The 20075-nt window shown below is 64.8% G+C and carries 16 protein-coding genes and 1 riboswitch; of the genes, 11 read left to right on the top strand and 5 right to left on the bottom strand.

Annotated elements, in window-relative coordinates; all coding sequences use genetic code 11:
- Positions 1–23: 23 nt before the first annotated feature.
- Together PZ895_RS18580 and PZ895_RS18575 are read right to left on the bottom strand one after the other, a co-directional pair.
- Positions 24–2873 carry a ribonucleoside-diphosphate reductase subunit alpha gene (locus tag PZ895_RS18580; RefSeq protein WP_275840470.1) on the bottom strand — a complete coding sequence of 950 codons (2850 nt, stop codon included), beginning with the start codon at positions 2871–2873 and terminating at the stop codon, positions 24–26.
- Between the two features lie 104 nt (positions 2874–2977).
- Positions 2978–3188: riboswitch (cobalamin riboswitch) on the bottom strand.
- A 49-nt stretch (positions 3189–3237) separates the two neighbouring features.
- Positions 3238–4548, bottom strand: coding sequence for an MFS transporter (locus PZ895_RS18575; RefSeq protein ID WP_275840469.1), 1311 nt, complete (start codon positions 4546–4548; stop codon positions 3238–3240).
- 212 nt (positions 4549–4760) lie between these two features.
- Between PZ895_RS18575 and PZ895_RS18570 the strand changes: the two genes are divergently transcribed.
- The 7 genes from PZ895_RS18570 to PZ895_RS18540 all read left to right on the top strand — a co-directional run bounded on the left by PZ895_RS18570 (position 4761) and on the right by PZ895_RS18540 (position 10490).
- Positions 4761–5537: a hypothetical protein gene (locus PZ895_RS18570; RefSeq protein WP_275840468.1), complete on the top strand. Its 777-nt coding sequence runs from the start codon at positions 4761–4763 to the stop codon at positions 5535–5537.
- A gap of 84 nt (positions 5538–5621) precedes the next feature.
- Positions 5622–5765, top strand: coding sequence for a DUF3096 domain-containing protein (locus tag PZ895_RS18565; RefSeq protein WP_275840467.1), 144 nt, complete (start codon positions 5622–5624; stop codon positions 5763–5765).
- Positions 5766–5843: 78 nt separating this feature from the next.
- Positions 5844–6071: an aa3-type cytochrome c oxidase subunit IV gene (locus tag PZ895_RS18560; RefSeq protein ID WP_275840466.1), complete on the top strand. Its 228-nt coding sequence runs from the start codon at positions 5844–5846 to the stop codon at positions 6069–6071.
- A gap of 59 nt (positions 6072–6130) precedes the next feature.
- The gene (locus PZ895_RS18555) at positions 6131–7336 is read left to right on the top strand and encodes a Re/Si-specific NAD(P)(+) transhydrogenase subunit alpha (RefSeq protein ID WP_275840465.1); all 1206 of its coding nucleotides are present in this window, start codon (positions 6131–6133) and stop codon (positions 7334–7336) included.
- Complete coding sequence (locus PZ895_RS18550) at positions 7336–7752, top strand: proton-translocating transhydrogenase family protein (RefSeq protein ID WP_275840464.1); 417 nt, start codon at positions 7336–7338, stop codon at positions 7750–7752. Before PZ895_RS18555 ends, PZ895_RS18550 begins: the two co-directional genes overlap by 1 nt.
- 10 nt (positions 7753–7762) lie before the next feature.
- Positions 7763–9163, top strand: coding sequence for an NAD(P)(+) transhydrogenase (Re/Si-specific) subunit beta (locus tag PZ895_RS18545; RefSeq protein WP_275840463.1), 1401 nt, complete (start codon positions 7763–7765; stop codon positions 9161–9163).
- A gap of 343 nt (positions 9164–9506) precedes the next feature.
- Complete coding sequence (locus PZ895_RS18540) at positions 9507–10490, top strand: TadE/TadG family type IV pilus assembly protein (protein ID WP_275840602.1); 984 nt, start codon at positions 9507–9509, stop codon at positions 10488–10490.
- Positions 10491–10592: 102 nt separating this feature from the next.
- On the opposite strand, the gene PZ895_RS18535 is transcribed toward PZ895_RS18540, so the two are convergent.
- Positions 10593–11432, bottom strand: coding sequence for a tetratricopeptide repeat protein (locus PZ895_RS18535; protein ID WP_275840462.1), 840 nt, complete (start codon positions 11430–11432; stop codon positions 10593–10595).
- 129 nt (positions 11433–11561) lie between these two features.
- The gene (gene rpsU / locus PZ895_RS18530; protein WP_024587796.1) at positions 11562–11801 is read right to left on the bottom strand and encodes a 30S ribosomal protein S21; all 240 of its coding nucleotides are present in this window, start codon (positions 11799–11801) and stop codon (positions 11562–11564) included.
- A 305-nt stretch (positions 11802–12106) separates the two neighbouring features.
- Here rpsU and PZ895_RS18525 point away from each other — a divergent pair, with 305 nt between their 5' ends.
- The 4 genes from PZ895_RS18525 to PZ895_RS18510 are packed head-to-tail and all read left to right on the top strand — an operon-like array spanning position 12107 to position 17281.
- The gene (locus PZ895_RS18525) at positions 12107–13360 is read left to right on the top strand and encodes a sarcosine oxidase subunit beta (RefSeq protein WP_275840461.1); all 1254 of its coding nucleotides are present in this window, start codon (positions 12107–12109) and stop codon (positions 13358–13360) included.
- Between the two features lie 9 nt (positions 13361–13369).
- The gene (locus PZ895_RS18520; protein WP_275840460.1) at positions 13370–13741 is read left to right on the top strand and encodes a sarcosine oxidase subunit delta; all 372 of its coding nucleotides are present in this window, start codon (positions 13370–13372) and stop codon (positions 13739–13741) included.
- Entirely contained in the window at positions 13738–16716 is a 2979-nt protein-coding gene (locus PZ895_RS18515; protein ID WP_275840459.1) for a sarcosine oxidase subunit alpha, read from the top strand. Before PZ895_RS18520 ends, PZ895_RS18515 begins: the two co-directional genes overlap by 4 nt.
- Positions 16709–17281, top strand: coding sequence for a sarcosine oxidase subunit gamma (locus PZ895_RS18510; protein WP_275840458.1), 573 nt, complete (start codon positions 16709–16711; stop codon positions 17279–17281). Before PZ895_RS18515 ends, PZ895_RS18510 begins: the two co-directional genes overlap by 8 nt.
- Here PZ895_RS18510 and PZ895_RS18505 read toward each other — a convergent pair whose 3' ends face one another.
- Complete coding sequence (locus tag PZ895_RS18505) at positions 17282–19972, bottom strand: EAL domain-containing protein (RefSeq protein WP_275840457.1); 2691 nt, start codon at positions 19970–19972, stop codon at positions 17282–17284.
- Positions 19973–20075: the final 103 nt, after the last annotated feature.

Here is a 20075-nt window from a genome sequence, read left to right as displayed (position 1 = left end):
TGAGGGAACGTCGAGCGGAGGCGCTACTGACACGCCTCACACTCGGGATCGTCCACCGTGCAAGCCTTGCCCCACGCCGCGCCCGGATCGATCACGATCGGCGCCGCCGATACGGCATTGAGCTTCCCGTCCGTGCCCTTCAGCGTCGATTTTTCGACGTGGGTCGCGGAGCGCGCGCGCAGATAGTAGGTCGTCTTCAAGCCCTTCCGCCACGCCAGCCGGTAGAGCGCGTCGAGCGCCTTGCCGGACGGGTTGGCCATGTAGAGATTGAGCGACTGCGCCTGGTCGATCCATTTCTGCCGCCGCGACGCTGCCTCGATCAGCCAGCCGGAATCGATCTCGAAAGCAGTCGCGTAAAGCGCCTTCAGATCATCGGGAATGCGGTCGATCTGCCCGACCGAACCATCGAAATATTTCAGGTCCGAGATCATCACCTCGTCCCACAGCCCGCGCGCCTTCAGATCGCGCACCAGCGCCGCGTTCACGACGGTGAAATCGCCCGACATGTTCGATTTGACGAACAGGTTCTGGTAGGCCGGCTCGATCGATTGCGACACGCCGCAGATGTTGGAGATCGTCGCCGTCGGCGCGATCGCCATCGTGTTGGAATTGCGCATCCCGACGGTCGTCACGCGTTCGCGCAGCGCGTTCCAGTCGAGCGTTTTGCCGCTGTCCATCTCCACGCCCGGTCGCGCGTCTTCCAGCAGACGGATCGAATCGATCGGCAAAATCCCCTTCGACCAGAGCGAGCCATCGAAGCTCGGATAGCGCCCCCGTTCGGCCGCCAGATCGGCCGACGCCGAAATCGCGTGGTAGCTGATCGCCTCCATCGACCGGTCTGCGAAATCCGCCGCTTCCGCCGAGGCATAGGGAATGCGCAGGGCCTGCAACGCATCCTGGAATCCCATCAGCCCGAGTCCGACCGGGCGATGGCGAAGGTTCGACTTACGCGCCTCGGGGATCGTATAGAAATTGATGTCGACGACATTGTCGAGCATCCGCATCGCTGTCTTCACCGTGCGCGCCAGCCGTGCCATTTCGAGGCCCCCCTCGCTCACGTGATTGGCAAGATTTACCGAACCCAGATTGCAGACCGCGACCTCGTCCTTCGACGTGTTGAGCGTGATTTCGGTGCATAGATTCGACGAATGCACGACGCCGGCATGACCCTGCGGCGAGCGGATGTTGCAGGGGTCCTTGAAGGTGATCCACGGATGGCCGGTCTCGAACAGCATGGTCAGCATCCGCCGCCAGAGATCGACCGCGCGCACCTTGCGGAACACCGCGATCTCGCCCGCCGCCGCCCGCGCTTCATGCGCCTCGTAGGCCGCCTTGAACGGCGCGCCGTAAAGGTCGTGCAGATCCGGCACCTCGTCGGGCGAGAACAGCGTCCATTCGCCATCCGCCTCCACGCGCTGCATGAACAGGTCTGGCACCCAGTTGGCCGTGTTCATGTCATGCGCGCGACGCCGGTCGTCGCCGGTGTTCTTGCGCAGGTCGAGAAACTCCTCGATGTCGACATGCCAGGTTTCCAGATAGGCGCAGACTGCGCCCTTGCGCTTGCCGCCCTGGTTGACGGCGATCGCCGTGTCGTTCGCAACCTTCAGGAACGGCACCACGCCCTGGCTCTCGCCATTCGTGCCCTTGATGTGTGCGCCGAGGCCGCGCACGGGCGTCCAGTCGTTGCCGAGCCCGCCCGAATATTTGGCCAGCAGCGCATTGTCCTTCACGCCTTTGAAGATCGCATCGAGATCGTCGCCGATGGTCGTCAGGAAGCAGGAGGACAATTGCGGCCGCGTCGTGCCCGCATTGAACAAGGTCGGCGTCGAGGCCATGAAGTCGAACGACGACAGGAGGTCGTAGAATTCGATCGCCCGCGCCTCGCGGTCGATCTCGCGGAGAGCCAGCCCCATCGCCACGCGCATGAAAAACGCCTGCGGCAACTCGAACCGCTTGCCCTTGGTATGCAGGAAGTAGCGGTCGTAGAGCGTCTGTAGGCCGAGATACTGGAAGCTCAGATCTCGCTCCGGCTTAAGCGCGGCGCCCAGCCGTGCAAGGTCGAAGCGGGCAAGCTCGGGATCGATCAGCCCCGCATCGATGCCCGCCCCGATGAAGTTCGGAAAATACTCCGCATAGCGTTCCCCCATCTCCGCCTGCGTCGCCGCATCTGGCCGTCCGGCAACGAAGCTCAGCGCCTCGCGCCGCAGCCGGTCGAGCAGCAGCCGCGCGGAGACAAAGCTATAGTTCGGGTCGGTCTCGACCAGGGCCCGCGCGGCGAGGATCGGCGCCAGCGAGAGTTCGTCTAGGGTGATGCCGTCGTAGAGATTGCGCCGCGTCTCGGTCTGGATCGGCTCGGGCGAAACCGCGTCCAGCCCTGCGCACGCCTCATGGACGAGCGCGGTCAGCCGCGCCTCGTCGAGTGGTGCGAGCACGCCGTCCGCTCCGGTGACGCGCAGCGTCGGGACGCTTTGCGTCTTCGGCTCGGCTGCCAGCCGCTCGCGCGTCCGTTCCTCGCGATAAAGCACATAGGCGCGTGCGATTCTGTGATGCTCGCCGCGCATCAGCGCCAGTTCGACCTGGTCCTGGATGTCCTCGATATGGACGATGCTGGATTCGCCGCCCCGCCGCGCGAGCGCCGACGTCACCTGGGCGGTCAAATCCTCGACCGCATCGTGGACTCGGCGCGAACCGGCCGCGCTCGCTCCCTCGACGGCGAGAAACGCCTTGGTCAGCGCGACCGCGATCTTTTTCGGGTCGAACGGCGTCAGCGCGCCATTTCGCCGGATGACGCGATGGCCGATCTCGTCGGTCCCCGCGATGAAATGCGAAGCCGGAACGGCTTCACCGGACGGTCGTGTGGAAGTACCGTGCATCAAATTCCCCGTTGCGCTGGCGGACGGGGGAGGGTGCACGTATGCGATAGCGGGGTGAGGTCGAACGCCCGCGGCACACGCACCACCGGGACACCCCGCCCGAGGTTCGTTCAAGCCGTCAGGGCAGGTCTCCTGGCTCGCAGGTCACAGCTCTCGTCGGCCTTCCCGGTGCCGGCGGCGCCAGTGGCATCAATCGACGCAAGCTCGCTGCTTACAGTTGCGGGGGCAGCGCCGGCATTGCATTTTCGCGCACCGGCTTCCCTCTTAGCTTCCGGGCGATTGCCCGCCCGGAAGACCCATGACCACCGCATATAGACGGTGCTTCGCGGTTCGCGTCAACATCTGGTGTTGCGCTCATCCACAGTCATGCGAGCGCCGCCTTCCGGGTCTCGACGTCGATCGACCGCGCGGCGATCGCCGCGATCAGGAGCAGCCCGGCGAAGAGGCCGATGGCCGCTGCCGTGCTCTCGATGAACAGATAGACCACGACCGACGGCGCCAGGAGCCCGCCGAGCCGTGCCATCGCCCCGGCAGCGCCCATTCCCGTCGCCCGCGAGGCGGTCGGGTAGAGTTCCGGCGTGAAGGCGTAGAGCGCCCCCCAGGTGCCGAGCAGAGCGAAGCTCATGATCAGGAGCGCCGCTGCGATCATTGCCGGGGTGGTGGCGATGACGAAGAGCGCACAGCCCGCCGCGCTCAGCACCAGGAAACGCGTCAGCGTCGCGCGTCGTCCCCACTTCTCCACGCCGTAGGCGGCGAGCGCGTAGCCGGGAATCTGCGCCAGCGCGACGAGAACGAGGAAGCCGTAGCCGCGCACGAAGCCGAAGCCCTCCGTCGCCAGCCGCGCCGGCATCCACACGAAGATGCCGTAATAAGAGATCGAGACGAGGAACCAGCAGGCCAGCATCAGGATCGTGCGCCGGCGCAACTCGGGTGACAGCAGCCCCACATTCGTCGCGGTCGGTGTCGCCGTCAGCGGCGTTGCGCCGAGAGGCGCCTTCCCGTTGGCGACGAGCACCTTGTCCATCACGGCGCGCGCCTCGGGCTCCTTGCCCTGGCGCATCAGGTGCATCGGCGATTCGGGTATCCAGAAGCGCAGGAAGATGCCGGCGATGGCCGGCAATGCGGTGACGAAGAAGATCACCCGCCAGGCATCCGCGACGCCGGCGGACGCAGCCGCCCATGCGGTCAGCGCGACGGCGACCGTGCCGACGGCCCAGAACCCTTCCAGCATCACCAGCCAGCGCCCGCGCCGCGAGGGCGGCAGGAACTCGGCCATCATCGCATAGTCGACAGGCAGCGTTCCGCCGACCGCAAGGCCGGTCAGGAAGCGCAGGAGCAACAAGGTCTGGAAATCCGGCGCGAAGGCCGACGCGATGCCGAACACCGCGTCCATCGCCACTGTTCCGATCAGGATGCGTCGGCGTCCGAAGCGGTCGGCGAGCCGGCCGAACACGGCCGCACCGATCAGCATTCCAAGAAAGAACAGCGTTCCGGTCTGGAGCGCCTGCGGGATGGTGAGCCCGAACGTCGCCGCGATTGAGGCCGCAGTGAAGCCCACCGCCAGCACCTGCATCGCGTCCGCCGTCCACACCAGTCCGAAGACGCCCAGAAGCCTCCTCTGGAACGGCCCGGTGCCGCCCCGCTCCAGAACCGCGTCGATCGTCGTAGCTTTCATTCACACATCCCCCAGAAAACGTGAGCATCGCTCTAGGGGGCATGTGAGAATTTGTCGAGAGGCGAAGCATGCTGCGGGGCATTTTCAACTCGGCAAGGCAGTCAATCCGTTAACCTTAACCATAGGTAAAAGAACCAGTTCGCAGTTTCAGGGTTCTGGAACAGTCAATACAGGGTTAGCATCCGGTTAATGGCGGTACGGGGAAATGCGGCATGACAGGACAGGCAGCGGCGCTGCGCGCCGGTACGGATAACGGGTCCGTTTCGGGCGAGGGACAGGGTTCGGCGTTCGCGCGCAGCGTGTCGGCGCTTTTGGAACGGACGGAATACAGGCGCTGCGAAAGCGGCGAGGATCTCGAGGCGATCTATCGCCTGCGCTACAAGGCGTACAAGGCTTATGGCCTCGTCGGCGAGGCGGAGAACGAGCGCATCTGCGATGCGATGGACGATACGCCGAACAGCTACCGCTTCGGCGTCTTCATCGACGGCGAACTCGTCTCGACGGTCCGCCTTCACCACATCACCGCCGCCGAGCCCTGGGGGCCGGTCATGCGGGTCTACTCCGACATGCTGGAGCCGCGGATCGCCGCTGGCGAGACCTTCGTCAATCCGGGTCAGTTCACGGCCGATCCTTCGGTCTCCGGCTCCTTCCGGCTGTTGCCCTATCTCACGCTGCGGCTTGCGGTCATCGCCAACACCTATTTCGATTCGACGAGCTGCGTGTGCCTGATCCGCGACGAGCATGTCGCCTTCTACAAGCGCATTTTCGGCTCCGCGCAGGTCGGGCTGGCGCGGCCCTATCCGCCCTTCACCGTGCCGGTCATGCTCTACGAGTCGAACTGCGAGGAGAACATGGCGAAGACGGTGGCGCGCTATCCGTTCTTCCGTTCCACCTTCGCCGAGCGTCGCCTCCTGTTCCAGCGGCCGGATGCCGACGAACTGGCGCCGCTCACCGTCCTGCCGACGGCCAAATATCGCGTCGCGGCGTGAGGGCCGACGCCACATATGGTTGCCGTTCAGACTTTCTCGCCTAAGTTCGTCGCCCAGAGGGACTTTCATCCAGGAACCGCATCCATGCCCGATCTCGCACTCACTCCGCTGATCTCGCTCATTGCCGGCGTCGTCATCCTCATCATGCCGCGTCTGCTCAATTACATCGTCGCGCTCTACCTCATCGTCATCGGCCTGATCGGTCTTTTCCCCGATCTCGTCAGGTAGGTTCCGCGACAATCCTGCCATTGCCCTCGATCACGCTTTTCGTTATCAGCGAACGACAGATTTGCGAGGGAGCCTTCCATGGCAGAAGAACATCATTCCGGTCCGCTCGAAATGGGCGCGGAGATGGATTATCATGAGCACGAGAAGACATATTCGCTCTTTCTCGAATTCACGAAATACGGCACGCTGGCCGTCGTGGCGCTCCTGATCGCGATGGCCTTCGGCTTCTTCACAGCAGCCGGCTTCATTTCCTCGACGATCCTGTTCCTGCTCATCTGCGGTCTCGGCGCGTTTCTTCTGCGCTGACTGTCGCTGCGGCGGAGGGTTCCGCCGGGAGTTGGGGATCGGCAGTCAGGGAGGGGCCAATGTCGCAGATCGTTTTCGTACCGAGAGAAGTCGAAGGGCAGGAGCCGCGCGTCGCGGCCTCGCCCGATACCGTCAAGCGGCTGAAGGGGCTGGGCCTTGATGTCGTCGTCGAAACCGGTGCCGGGACGGCCTCGCGGATCCCCGACGCCGAGTTCGAGAAGGCCGGCGCGCGCATCGGCTCGGCCAGTGATGGCCAGGCCGCCGATATCGTGCTCAAGGTCCGCCGCCCGAACGATTCCGAGCTCAAATCCTACAAAAAAGGCGCCGCGGTCATCGCCGCGATGGACCCATACGGCAACGACGCCGCAGTCGCCGCCATGGCCAAGGCCGGCATTTCCGCCTTCGCGATGGAATTCATGCCGCGCATCACGCGCGCGCAGTCGATGGACATCCTGTCCAGCCAGGCCAATCTCGCCGGCTACCAGGCCGTCGTCGACGCGGCCGCCGAGTATGACCGGGCATTGCCGATGATGATGACGGCGGCCGGCACCGTGCCCGCCGCCAAAATCTTCATCATGGGCGTCGGCGTCGCCGGCCTCCAGGCGATCGCCACCGCGCGCCGCATGGGCGCCGTCGTCACCGCGACCGACGTGCGCCCCGCCGCCAAGGAACAGGTCGCCTCCCTCGGCGCCAAGTTCCTTGCCGTCGAGGACGAGGAGTTCAGGGCGGCCGAGACCGCCGGCGGCTACGCCAAGGAAATGTCGAAGGAATATCAGGCCAAGCAGGCCGCGCTGACGGCCGAGCACATCGCCAAGCAGGACATCGTCATCACCACCGCGCTGATCCCCGGTCGGCCGGCGCCGCGCCTCGTCTCGGCAGAAATGGTCGCGTCGATGAAGCCCGGCTCCGTCATCGTCGACCTCGCGGTCGAGCGCGGCGGCAATGTCGAGGGCGCGAAGGCGGGCGAGGTCGTCACCAGCCCCAACGGCGTCAAGATCGTCGGCCACCTCAACATGGCGGGCCGCGTCGCCGCCTCCGCCTCGCTGCTCTACGCCAAGAACCTCTTCGCCTTCCTCGAGACGCTGATCGACAAGGATACGAAGTCGCTTTCGATCAAGCCGGACGAGGAACTGGTCAAGGCGACGCTTCTCACCCACGAGGGCAGGATCGTCCACGCGAATTTCGCCAAGGCGGACAGCGCGCCAGCCGAAGCGCCCGCGCCTGAGCCCAAGCCGAAATCCGCTTCGAAGAAGGGGGATGCGTGATGGAAATGACCGCAATGGAACGCGCCATCGAGCAGCTCGAACAGGCGACTGCCGCGCTGCGGCTCGCCTTCTCCGATCTTGAGACCGCCGAAGCCGCCGGCCACGCCGCGGCCGCCGCGACGGGCGGCGCGATCGACCCCTTCATCTTCCGCTTCGCCATCTTCGTGCTGGCGATCTTCGTCGGCTACTACGTCGTCTGGTCGGTGACGCCGGCGCTGCATACGCCGCTGATGGCCGTCACCAACGCCATCTCGTCGGTCATCGTCGTCGGCGCCCTCCTGGCGGTCGGCATCTCGGCATCGGGACTTGCGACCGGCTTCGGCTTCATCGCCCTCATCCTCGCATCGGTGAACATCTTCGGCGGCTTCCTCGTCACGCACCGGATGCTCGCCATGTACAAGAAAAAAGAGAAGTGAGGCGCATTCGATGAGCGAGAACTTCGCTTCCTTCCTCTACCTCGTCTCCGGCGTCCTGTTCATCATGGCGCTGCGCGGCCTGTCGCACCCCACCACCAGCCGCCAGGGCAATCTCTACGGCATGGTCGGCATGGGCATCGCCATCGTCACCACGCTGCTCCTGGCGCGCCCGACCTTTGGCGGCTTCCTGATGATCGTCGTCGGCATCGCCATCGGCGGCAGCATCGGTGCGGTCATCGCCAGGCGCATCCCGATGACCTCGATGCCGCAGCTCGTCGCAGGCTTCCACAGCCTCGTCGGCCTTGCCGCCGTGCTCGTCGCGGCCGCCGCGATCTATTCGCCGGAGAGCTTCGGCGTCGGCACCGTCGGCCACATCCACACCCAGGCGCTGATCGAGATGTCGCTCGGCGTCGCCATCGGCGCGATCACCTTCACCGGCTCGATCATCGCCTTCCTGAAGCTCGACGGGCGCATGTCCGGCAAGCCGATCATGCTGCCCGCGCGCCACATGATCAACGCGGGCATCGCAACCGCGCTCGTCCTGCTCGTCATCGTCCTCGTCATGACGCAGTCGACGCTCGCCTTCTGGCTGATCGTCATTCTGGCACTGGCGCTCGGCGTGCTGATCATCATCCCGATCGGCGGCGCGGACATGCCGGTGGTCGTCTCGATGCTCAACTCCTATTCGGGCTGGGCCGCGGCGGGCATCGGCTTCACGCTCGGCAATCTCGCGCTCATCATCACCGGCGCGCTGGTCGGCTCGTCGGGCGCGATCCTGTCCTACATCATGTGCAAGGGCATGAACCGCTCCTTCATCTCCGTCATTCTCGGCGGCTTCGGTGGCGAGACTGCTGCCGCCGGCGCCGATGACGGGATCGAGCGCACGGTCAAGCAGGGCTCGGCGGACGATGCCGCCTATCTGATGATGAACGCGCAGAAGGTCATCATCGTGCCCGGCTACGGCATGGCGGTCGCACAGGCGCAGCACGCGCTGCGCGAGATGGCCGACACGCTCAAGGCGAACGGCGTCGAGGTCAGATACGCGATCCACCCTGTCGCCGGCCGTATGCCCGGCCACATGAACGTGCTTCTGGCCGAAGCGAACGTGCCTTACGACGAGGTCTTCGAACTGGAGGACATCAACTCGGAATTCGCGCAGGCCGACGTCGCCTATGTCATCGGCGCCAACGACGTCACAAACCCGTCCGCGCGCGACGACAAGTCCTCGCCGATCTACGGAATGCCGATCCTCGACGTCGACAAGGCCCGCACATGCCTCTTCGTCAAGCGCTCGCTCGGCTCCGGCTATGCCGGCATCGACAACACGCTGTTCTACAAGGACGGCACGATGATGCTGCTCGGCGACGCCAAGAAGATGACCGAGGAAATCGTCAAGGCGATGGCGCATTGATTACTGGATGGCCGGCCATGACTACATGCTGGCCTCCAGGAAGGACGGCACGGTCTATGTCGGCGATGGTAGCGAGCCGTCATGAGAGTCGGAACCCATTCCGTTACGTCTCCACCAAGATGCGACGGTCACGGATATAGATCCCGCATAGTCTCCGCGTTGCTCTGACTTGCGGGATGACGTCCGTTCACGCGTTACTCCCCGGCGGAACGCGTCAGACCGAATTCATTCGCTCATGCGCGTGAATTTCTAGACATTCGGCAAGTTAAGATAGAATCGCGATGTTCGCGTGAACTCTTTATTTGCTCCCGCTTGCCAATATTGGCCAAGCGGGAGCAGCACAATGAAGACATTTTGGAAGGAGCGAAGCGGGAATTTCGCTTCGATGTTCGCAATATTGGCCGTGCCGGTGATCGGCGCGGCGGGCATAGCGATCGATTATTCGCGTGCCCTCAACGTCAAATCGTTCATCCAGGCCGAAACCGACCAGGCGGCGCTTGCCGGAGCGCGGATGGGCATGAGCGCCGACACGGACTTCCTCAGTGACTATGTACGCACCGCCACGATTGGCCGGTATGGATCAGGTGACTGGATTGCCGGTTTGACGGTCACGGGAAGTTGGGAAACGCCTACCGATTTTCGCGTCGTCAGCCAAGGCACCGTGCCGGTCACGCTGCTTTCCGCGGTGCCGGGCTTTCCGGGAGGGATTGATCTCGACGTCCGGGCAGTCGCGCGCGCGGCGGAGCCGCGAATGATCTATAAGGCACCTGAAGTCGCCGAACTCGACCCGGAAGCCGCCGATTACAACCGTATCTACGTTTATTGCTACGATCCCGTTCGCAACGAGCGTCACCATATGACGGCGATCGCAGACAATGCCGGCACGACATATGAATACGAAATGCCGCGCTGCGATGGCGGACAGGCGATGAGCTTTCGTCTCATGAATGTGCGCGATTCAAGGACCCGACGCGGTCAATGGGACAATCCGCGCGCCGAGCGTTACGATTACTTCAGCGACACGGTGGTCGCGGCCGGTGTCGAGGAGTATGATTTTCAAGGCTGGGACATCGTCGAAACGGTGCTTTGCAATACGCGCGCCCAGTGCCGGCCCGTAAGCCAGGGCGGCATCATTCCGGAAGGACGAGAGCGCACGCCACAGCGCGCTACGGGCGTCTGCCAGCCAGGCAAATACATGTATTACGGATTTGAAGACCGACCTCCCGGCAGGGGATGGACGGATCGCGACTATGACGATATTCGAATCGTCATCAGTTGCCCTTCGGTGGAAACCGCCGGCGAACGGTCAGTGAAGCTGATCAGATAGCGGCCCGGATTTGCCGCGATCAAGCGATGGCTTGGGCTTTCGAACATGCAGACGCCGCTCGATCCTGCGGCGTCCGTGGCAATCGCCTGTTTCGGCTCTGGATCACGAAGGCCGCGTGCGGCGCAGGCCCTCGGCGGCGACAGTCAGGCTCGGGTCGAGCCGGACGGCCTCGGCATAGGAGCGCGAGGCGCGCTGGCCTTCGCCGCGGCGTTCGAGGATCACCGCCTGATAGGCCCAGGCTTCCGCATTCGACTTGTCGAGGTTGAGCGCCGTGTTGAAGTCGGCCAGCGCATTGTCCTCGTTGTTGATCGCGAGATAGGACAGGCCACGCGCCGTATAGGGTTCGGCCGCGCTCGGGGCCAGCGAGATCGACTGGGCGAAATCGGAAATCGCGAAATCGTGCTGGTTGCGGGTCTGGTAGAGCAGGCCGCGATTGTAATAGGCGCGCGGGTCGGTCGTATCGAGCTGGATGGCGCGCTCGAAATCCTGGAACGCGTTGCTGTCGTTGCCGGCGAGGCGGTAGAGATTTCCGCGGCCGATATAGGCGGCATCGTAGTTCGGGTTGAGCTGGAGCGCCTGGTTGTAGTCGGCAAGGGCGGCCTGGCTGTTGCCCATGTTGCGATGGATCAGCGCGCGATTGTTGTAGGCTTGGAAGAATCCTGGATTGAGCTGGATCGCGCGGTCGAAATCGGCCAGCGCCTCGGCGTTGCGCCCGCCGCGGCCATAGGCCGATCCGCGCACATTATAGGCTTGCGGGTCCTGCGGGGAGCGCTCGATAACGGCGGTCAGCGAAGAGATGTTCTCCGTCGATGCCTGGGCCGCGTCCATCGGCGATACCGTCGACATCGTTTCGGGCGCCGTCTGGCAGGCGGCAAGCGCCAGCACGGAGATGAGAGCGAATGCGGTTGCGGTACGCTTGGCGTGGCGCGCGGTCGAAATCATCGGCTGGTTCCCCCGGTTCGGATTTGGCAAGCAGGCTGCGTTGGGTCAAACGCGGACAATGCAAAAAGGTGGCAGCGATTGCTCGCGCCACCTCTTATAAATCGGCAAAAAGGACCAAAAAGCGGCGGATCAACGCGCCGCAACGGCCGGGGCGCGACCGCCGCCGACCAGACCCTCGCGCTGGGCGCGCTTGCGGGCCAGCTTGCGGGCGCGGCGAACGGCTTCGGCCTTCTCGCGCGCGCGCTTTTCGGACGGCTTCTCGTAGTGGCCGCGCATCTTCATCTCGCGGAAGATACCTTCGCGCTGCATCTTCTTCTTGAGCGCGCGAAGCGCCTGATCAACATTGTTGTCGCGGACGAGTACCTGCACGAGCGTTCCTGTTCGTTACCGTGGGCCTAACCAAAATCTCATAAGCGCAATGAATTGCGCCCGTGGCGCGCGCACCACGGATCGGTGCGGCTCATATCACCGCCGGCACCCCTTGTCGAGCGGAATTCTCCAGCCGGCGCGCGGCGTGTCCGCCGGCCAATTCGTCGCAGCGAAATATGCGCGGCGCAAACGAACAATCGAAGTCGCAATCAGCGCAAGGCGAGACAGTGCTTTTCGCTAGTCATAGCTTCGCCATTCCGGTTTGCCCGGATGCCGTTTTCCAACAGTCGCGAGGCAGCAGCCCCATGCGCAAATATTCGGTCTTCGCCATCGCCCGCGAGGCGCTTCGCGGCCACAGGGGCTGGGAGGAGCAATGGTCCTCGCCCGAGCCGCGCTCCGAATACGACGCCATCATCGTCGGCGCCGGCGGGCACGGGCTGGCGACGGCCTATTACCTCGCCAAGGAGCACGGCCTCACCAATGTCGCGGTGCTCGAAAAGGGCTGGCTCGGCGGCGGCAATACCGGCCGCAACACCACCATCATCCGCTCCAACTATCTCTACGACGAAAGCGCCGGCATCTACGACCATGCGGTGAAGCTGTGGGACGGGCTTTCGCAGGATTTGAACTACAACGTCATGTATTCGGCGCGCGGCGTCATGATGCTGGCGCACAACGTCCACGACGTTCAGGTCTTCAAACGGCATATTCACGCCAACCGCCTCAACGGCGTCGACAATGAATGGCTGACGCCGGAGGAAGCGCAGGCTTTCTGCCCGCCGCTCAACATCTCGAAATCGGCCCGCTATCCGGTCATGGGCGCCGCGCTTCAGCGGCGCGGCGGCACGGCGCGGCACGATGCGGTCGCCTGGGGCTATGCCCGCGCGGCCGCCGATCGCGGCGTCCACATCATCCAGAACTGCGAGGTCACCGGCATCCGCCGCTCGGCCAACGGCCACGTCACCGGCGTCGACACCAATCGCGGCTTCATCGGCGCGAAGAAGGTCGGCGTGGTCGCGGCCGGCCATTCCTCGGTCCTCATGCAGATGGCCGACGTCAGGATGCCGCTCGAATCCTATCCGTTGCAGGCGCTGGTCTCGGAGCCGGTCAAACCGGTCTTTCCCTGCGTCGTCATGTCGAACACGGTCCACGCCTATATCTCGCAGTCCGACAAGGGCGAGCTCGTCATCGGCGCCGGCACGGACCAGTATACGTCCTATTCGCAGACCGGCGGCTTCCACATCCTGAACCATACGCTCGACGCGATCTGCGAGATGTTCCCGATGTTCACGCGCATGAAGATGCTGCGCTCATGGGGCGGCATCGTCGATGTCACGCCGGACCGCTCGCCGATCCTCGCCAAGACGCCGGTTCCCGGCCTCTATGTGAATTGCGGCTGGGGCACGGGCGGGTTCAAGGCGACGCCGGGCTCGGGCCACGTCTTCGCGCACACCATCGCCAACGACAACCCGCACCCGATCAACGCGCCGTTCAACCTCGAACGCTTCCGCACCGGGCGCCTCATCGACGAAGCGGCCGCCGCCGCGGTCGCGCACTAGGAATACCCCATGCTTCTCATCCGCTGCCCCTATTGCGAGGAAGAGCACCCCGAGCTCGAATTCCGCCATGCCGGCGAGGCACATATCGCGCGCCCCACCGAAATCGCGGACCTCTCGGACGACGAGTTCGAAAAATTCTTCTTCATCCGCCAGAACCCGAAGGGCTTGATCTTCGAGCGCTGGCGCCACATTCACGGCTGCGGCCGCTTTTTCAACGCCGCCCGCGACACGGTGACCGACAAGTTCCACCTGACCTACAAGGCCGGCGAGCCGAAGCCGGACATCACGCTGATGGCGCCCTCCGCTCCCGCCGCCTGGGCCAATCGCGAGCCGGCGGAACTCAATGTGGACATGCCTGCCAATGACACGGGCGTAAAATGAGCGAAACCTTCCGCATCCCCGCCGCCGGACGCCTCACCCCCGCGCACACCGCCCGCTTCACCTTCGACGGCAAGTCCTATCAGGGCGTCGAGGGCGACACGCTGGCCTCCGCCCTCCTTGCCAATGGCGTCCACCTCGTCGGCCGTTCCTTCAAATACCACCGCCCGCGCGGTTTCCTCTCCGCCGGCGCCGAGGAGCCGAACGCGCTCGTCGGCATCCACCGCGATGCCGCCCGCAAGACGCCGAATGTCCGCGCCACGGTGCAGGAGCTTTATGACGGCCTCACCGCCGTCTCGCAAAACCGCTGGCCCTCGCTCGCCTTCGACATCGGCGAGGCCAACGATCTGGGCTCGCCGATGTTCTCGGCCGGTTTCTACTACAAGACCTTCATGTGGCCGAAGGCGGCGTGGGACAAGGTCTACGAGCCCTTCATCCGCCGCGCGGCGGGCCTTGGCGTCGCGCCCGACCAGCCCGACCCGGATCACTATTCCTCGCTCTACGCGCATTGCGACGTGCTGGTGCTGGGCGGCGGCGCGGCCGGCATCGCGTCGGCGCTCGCGGCGGCTTCCAGCGGCGCGCGCGTCATCCTCGCCGACGAGCAGGCCGAGTTCGGCGGCGCGTTGCGCTTCGAGACGGGCGCGCAGATCGACGGCATGGGCGGCTGGGATTGGGCGCAAGCCCGCCTTTCCACGCTGAAGGCGATGAACAATGTCCGCATCCTGCCGCGCACGACCGCCTTCGGCTATTACGCGCAGAACCTCGTCGGCCTCGTCGAGCGCGTCACCGACCATCTCGCCAATCCCGGCAAGGATCTGCCCCGCGAGCGCCTTTGGCAGGTGAGGGCGGCGAAAGTCATCATCGCCACCGGCGCGATCGAGCGGCACATGGTCTTCGCGGACAACGACCGGCCGGGCATCATGCTGGCATCGGCGGCCCGCATCTTCCTCAACCATTACGGCGTTGCGGTCGGCCGCAATGTCGGCGTCTACACGGCGACAGATTCCGCCTACGCCGCCGCCATCGACCTCAAACGCGCCGGCGTTTCGATTGCCGCCATCGTCGACATTCGCGACGAGCCGAAGGGCGCCGCCATAGACGAGGCCCGCGCGCTCGGCATCGAAGTCCTCACCGGCCATGCGGTCACGAAGACCGGCGGCAAGCTGCGCGTTTCCTCAATGGCGGTCGCGCCGAAATCGGGCGGCACCACGCGAGTCATCCCGGTCGACGCGCTCCTGATGTCGTCCGGCTGGACGCCGTCCGTCCATCTCTTCTCGCAGTCGCGCGGCAAGGTCGCCTTCGACGACGCCACCCAGCGCTTCCTGCCCGGCCAGTATGCACAGGACTGCATCTCGGTCGGCGCCTGCAACGGCACCGACACGCTCCAGGCCGTCATCGACGAAGCCTATGCGGCTGGCGAGAAGGCGACGGCGGGTGCGAAGGGCAATCGCCCCGCCGCCTCGACCTCAGAAAACTGGACCGGCAACTTCCTCGGCACGGGGCCCGGCGCGGAGGCCGACACCACCGTCAAGGCCTTCGTCGATTTCCAGAACGACGTGACCGCCAAGGATATCCGCCTTGCCGTGCGCGAGGGGATGCGCTCCATCGAGCACGTCAAGCGCTTCACCACCAACGGCATGGCGACCGACCAAGGCAAGACGTCCAACATGCACGGCCTTGCCATCGCCGCCGAGACGCTCGGCAAGCCGATCCCGCAGGTCGGACTCACCACCTTCCGCGCGCCCTATACGCCCGTCACCTTCGGCGCCATCGTCGGCCATTCGCGGGGCGCGCTGTTCGACCCGACGCGCCGCACCCCCATGCACGGCTTCGCCGAAAGCCGCGGCGCGGTGTTCGAGGATGTCGGACAGTGGAAGCGCGCCTGGTATTTCCCGCAATCGGGCGAGGACATGCACCAGGCCGTCGCCCGCGAATCGAGGACCGTGCGCCAGTCGGCCGGCATTTTCGATGCGTCGACCCTCGGCAAGATCGAAGTCGTTGGGCCCGACGCGGCCCAGTTCATGGAACTCCTCTACACCAATCCATGGGCGAAGCTGGAACCTGGCCGCTGCCGCTATGGCATCATGCTTCGCGAGGACGGCTTCATCTATGATGACGGCGTGGTCGGCCGCCTCGCCGAGGATCGCTTCCACGTTACCACCACGACCGGCGGCGCTGCGCGCGTGATGAACCACATGGAGGACTACCTCCAGACCGAGTTCCCGCATCTGAAGGTCTATCTCACCTCGACATCCGAGCAGTGGGCGGTCATCGCCGTCCAGGGCCCGAAGAGCCGCGACATCATCGCGCCGCTGGTCGAGGGCATCGACATGTCGGACGCCGCCATGCCGCACATGTCGGTGCGCGAAGGCACGATCTGCGGCGTGCCGACCCGGCTCTTCCGCATGTCGTTCACCGGCGAGCGCGGCTTCGAGATCAACGTGCCGGCCGATTTCGGCGAAAGCGTTCTGGAAGCCGTCTGGGCGGAGGCACAGAAGCATGGTGCCTGCCTCTACGGCACGGAGACGATGCACGTCCTGCGCGCCGAAAAGGGCTACATCATCGTCGGCCAGGAAACCGACGGCACCGTCACCCCGCAGGACGCCGGACTGGATTGGGCGATCGGCAAGAAGAAGACCGATTTCGTCGGCATACGCGGTCTGAAACGCCCCGACCTCGTCGGCGCCGGCCGCAAGCAGCTCGTCGGCCTGAAGACCGTCGACCCCAACGTCGTCTTGGAAGAGGGCGCGCAGATCGTCGCCGATCCCGACCAGCCGATCCCGATGAAGATGATCGGCCACGTCACGTCGAGCTACTGGTCCTCCAATTGCGGCCGCTCGATCGCGCTGGCGCTGGTGGTGGATGGGCGCGAGAAGACCGGCCAGCGCCTGTTCGTGCCGATGCCGGGGAAGGTGATCGAGGTTGAAGTGACGGGAACCGTGTTCTTCGATGAGAGCGGGGAGCGGTTGAATGGGTGAGATGAGCAAGATGCCGACCATAGACGCCGAACCCGCCACCCGCCGCCCCATCCTCGCCGGCCGCCAGACGACCGCGCCCAACGCCGCGGTCACCGTCGCGTCGCCGGCGTCGCGCCTGTCGCTGCGCGCTCCTTCAGAAAGCGTCGCGTCCCTGTCGTCGGCCCTCGGCCTCACCCTCCCGACCAAACCCAAGACTTCGGCCTCCGCCAAGAGCCGCCACGCGCTCTGGCTCGGCCCGGACGAATGGCTCGTCATCGACGAAACCGGCGCGGACCTCGCCGCGCTCGTCAAACCTGTCGCCGCCTTCCATTCGGCCGTCGACGTCTCGCACCGCAATGCCGCCTTCGTCGTTTCGGGCAAGGGCGCCGCGACCACGATAAATGCCGGCTGCCCGCAGGATCTGTCGCTCGCGGCCTTTCCGGTCGGCGCGGCCTCGCGCACCATCCTGCACAAGATCGAGATCGTGCTGTTGCGCACCGGCGAGGATCAATTCCGGGTCGAGTGCTGGCGGTCCTTCGCCGACTACGGCTTCTCTTTTCTCAGCGAAGCCGCCGGGGATTGTTGATCACGAGGCTCGGCGCAGGCGACTGCCCTGCGCGAAGGCGACGATTTGGCTTGCCGGCAGTGGCTTGGCGAGCGCGAAGCCTTGCAGCGCGTCGCAGCCCAGGTTCCTGAGTACCTGGGCGTGCTCCATCGTCTCGACGCCCTCGGCGAGCACCTGAATGCCGAGCGAGTGACCCATCTCGATGATCGAGCCGAGCAACTGGCGCTGGGCAAGCGAGCCGACGATGGGCTGGACGAGCTGGCGGTCGATCTTCAGCCGCTGCGGCTTCAGTTTCAGGAGCGAGACGATGGACGCATAGCCTGTCCCGAAATCGTCGATCTCGACGTCGATGCCGATCGATTTCAGTTCGTCGACATGATGCATCAGCCGATCGTCATGCTCGTCGAGGAAGATCGATTCGACGAGTTCGAATGAGATGCGGCCGGGCTCGATGTCGAGCTTGCGCAAGCTGGTGAGTAGTTCGTCATTGTGCAGCCTGCGCGCCGACACGTTGACCGAAGCCTGCGGCACGCGCAGTCCCTGCAATTCCCAAATGCCGAGCTGCGCCACGGTCGCTTCCAACATGCGCCGGTCGATCTCGTGGACGACGTCGAGTTCTTCGGCGACCTTCATGAAGTAGGATGGTCCGAGCAGGCCCTTTTGCGGATGCTCCCAGCGTGCCAGCGCCTCGACGCCGATGATCTCGAAGGTCTGCGCGTCGAATTGCGGCTGATAGTATGGCACGAACTCGCCGCGATCGAGCGCCTGGCGAATGTCGTCGGCGATCTGCTTGGTGGTGATGATCTCCGCCTGCAATGCCTCCGAAAAGAACTGGAAGCAGTTCCGCCCGTTTCGCTTGGCCCGGTAGAGCGCGATGTCGGCATTGACCAGAAGCCGTGTCGGGTCGGATAGCGAATCGGCATCCGTGGCGATGCCGACAGACCCGCCGATGCGGCATTCGTGCTCTTCATAGAGCGTCGGTTCCTGAAGCTTGACGATGATTGTGGCGGCCAGATCGGCAAGGCTTTCGGCCGACAGCAGCGCGGCATTGCGCGCGCGGCGCACGACGACGAACTCGTCGCCGCCGACCCGCGCCACGAAGTCGCTCGGCCAGACCGACTGGCGCAGCACGTTCGCGGCATGGACGAGCATCGCGTCTCCGGCAGCATGGCCGAGCGTGTCGTTGATCTCCTTGAAGCGGTCGAGGTCGATCTGAAGGATCGCGGCCACTTCACTTCCGTCGGCGAAGGCTTTCGCATGTTCGGCGATGGTCTCGTCGAGGAAGCGGCGATTGGGAAGTCCGGTGAGCGAATCGTGCAAGGCGTTGAACTCGATCCGCTCGCGAATCGATTCCAGTTCCGCGTTGCGCGCCTCGGACAGGAGAATGGCCATGTTCAAGGCTTGGGCGCGCTCGACGTCCTCGCTCACGTCCCAGTTGACGCCGACGATGCGCGGCGGCGCCGTCTCGTCCTGGAATACCGAGCCGATGGCGCGGATATGGCGGATCGAACCATCCTCGAGCACCAGGCGATAATCGGAATGATAGCGGCCGGTCTCGCGCATCGCCACGGAGAAGTCGGCTTCCGCGCGCACCTTGTCGTCGGGATGAAGTCGTCTGGCCCAGAAGGGGTAGTTGCGGATACCGGCATCCTGCGGATAGTCGTAGAGTTCGTTCATCCGGTCGTCCCAGATGAGTTCGCCGTTCTGGACGTCCATCTCCCAGATGCCGATGCGCGAGGCTTGCACGGCCAGGCGCAGCCGTCGCGAAATCTGCTCCAGTTCCAGCTTGCGCTCGCGCATGTCGGCGATGTTGCGCTGACGCTCGTCCATCAGGCGGCCCATGATGAAGGTCGGTCCCAGAACGAGCAGGGCGGCGGCGATCAGCCAGGCATAAAGCTGGCCGCGGCCGGGTATCGGCTGGTCCCATCCGCCTTTGGGTCGGGCCGCGATCTGCCATGTCCCCGACGGAAGCAGGACATCCACCGTCACCGGATCGTCGGCGAGGATCGAGGCGGGGCCGAAGAAGCGTTCGCCGCGCCCGCCGGCCGCGTCGCGGCCGACGATGGCGACCTCGATGGCGAGGTCGGCATCGAGGAGCCCGCTCTGGCGGTAGAGCTGCTCGACGTCGACGATGGCCGAGACGATGCCCCAGAATTCGCGCACGCCCATCGCATTGCGCGAGAAAACGGGGAAACGGCCGATGAAGCCCTGGCCGCCCTGGACGAGATCGACCGGGCCGGCGAGCACCAGCTCGCCGGAATTGCGCGCCTTGAACACCGCATCGCGTTGCGTTTCGCTGGTCCTGTAGTCGAGCCCGATGGCGCGTTCATTGCCCTCGATCGGATGGATCAGCTTGACCACGAGATCGGGCGCGGCAGCGATGTGGCGGATCTGCAATTCCTGCGTCAGGAGACTGCCGACCAGTTCGGAGAACTCGGCCTGCCCGATGTCCGGGTTGGTTTCGATCGAGGCGACCAGGCCGCGAACGAGCTGGATGTTCGCGTTGATCGAGCCTTCCAGCTTGGCACGCACGAGGCTTGACTTGGAGAGCACGTCCGAGCGCAGCTTCTGGTCGAAGACGTTCTGGTTCTGGTTAAGCGCAAAGATCGCGGCGGCGACAACGACCATGGTGGCGAGCAGCAGGTGCAGATGGCTGGCGCGAATCCGCCGCAACCCCTTGCGATTGCCCTTCTGGTCGAAAACCCCACCCATTCGCCTGCCCCGACGCTGCCCCAAGCATGATTGGACCAGAATGGGAGGCGAGACCTTAAATTAGAATTGAGGCGATTCAGGATGATGGCTGCGAAACGGGATA

Origin of the sequence: Mesorhizobium sp. YIM 152430 (assembly GCF_029210365.1) — a bacterium.
Classification (GTDB): Bacteria; Pseudomonadota; Alphaproteobacteria; order Rhizobiales; family Rhizobiaceae; genus Aliihoeflea.
Note: the sequence above shows the minus strand (reverse complement) of the source record. Positions and strands in the feature narration are given on the sequence as shown.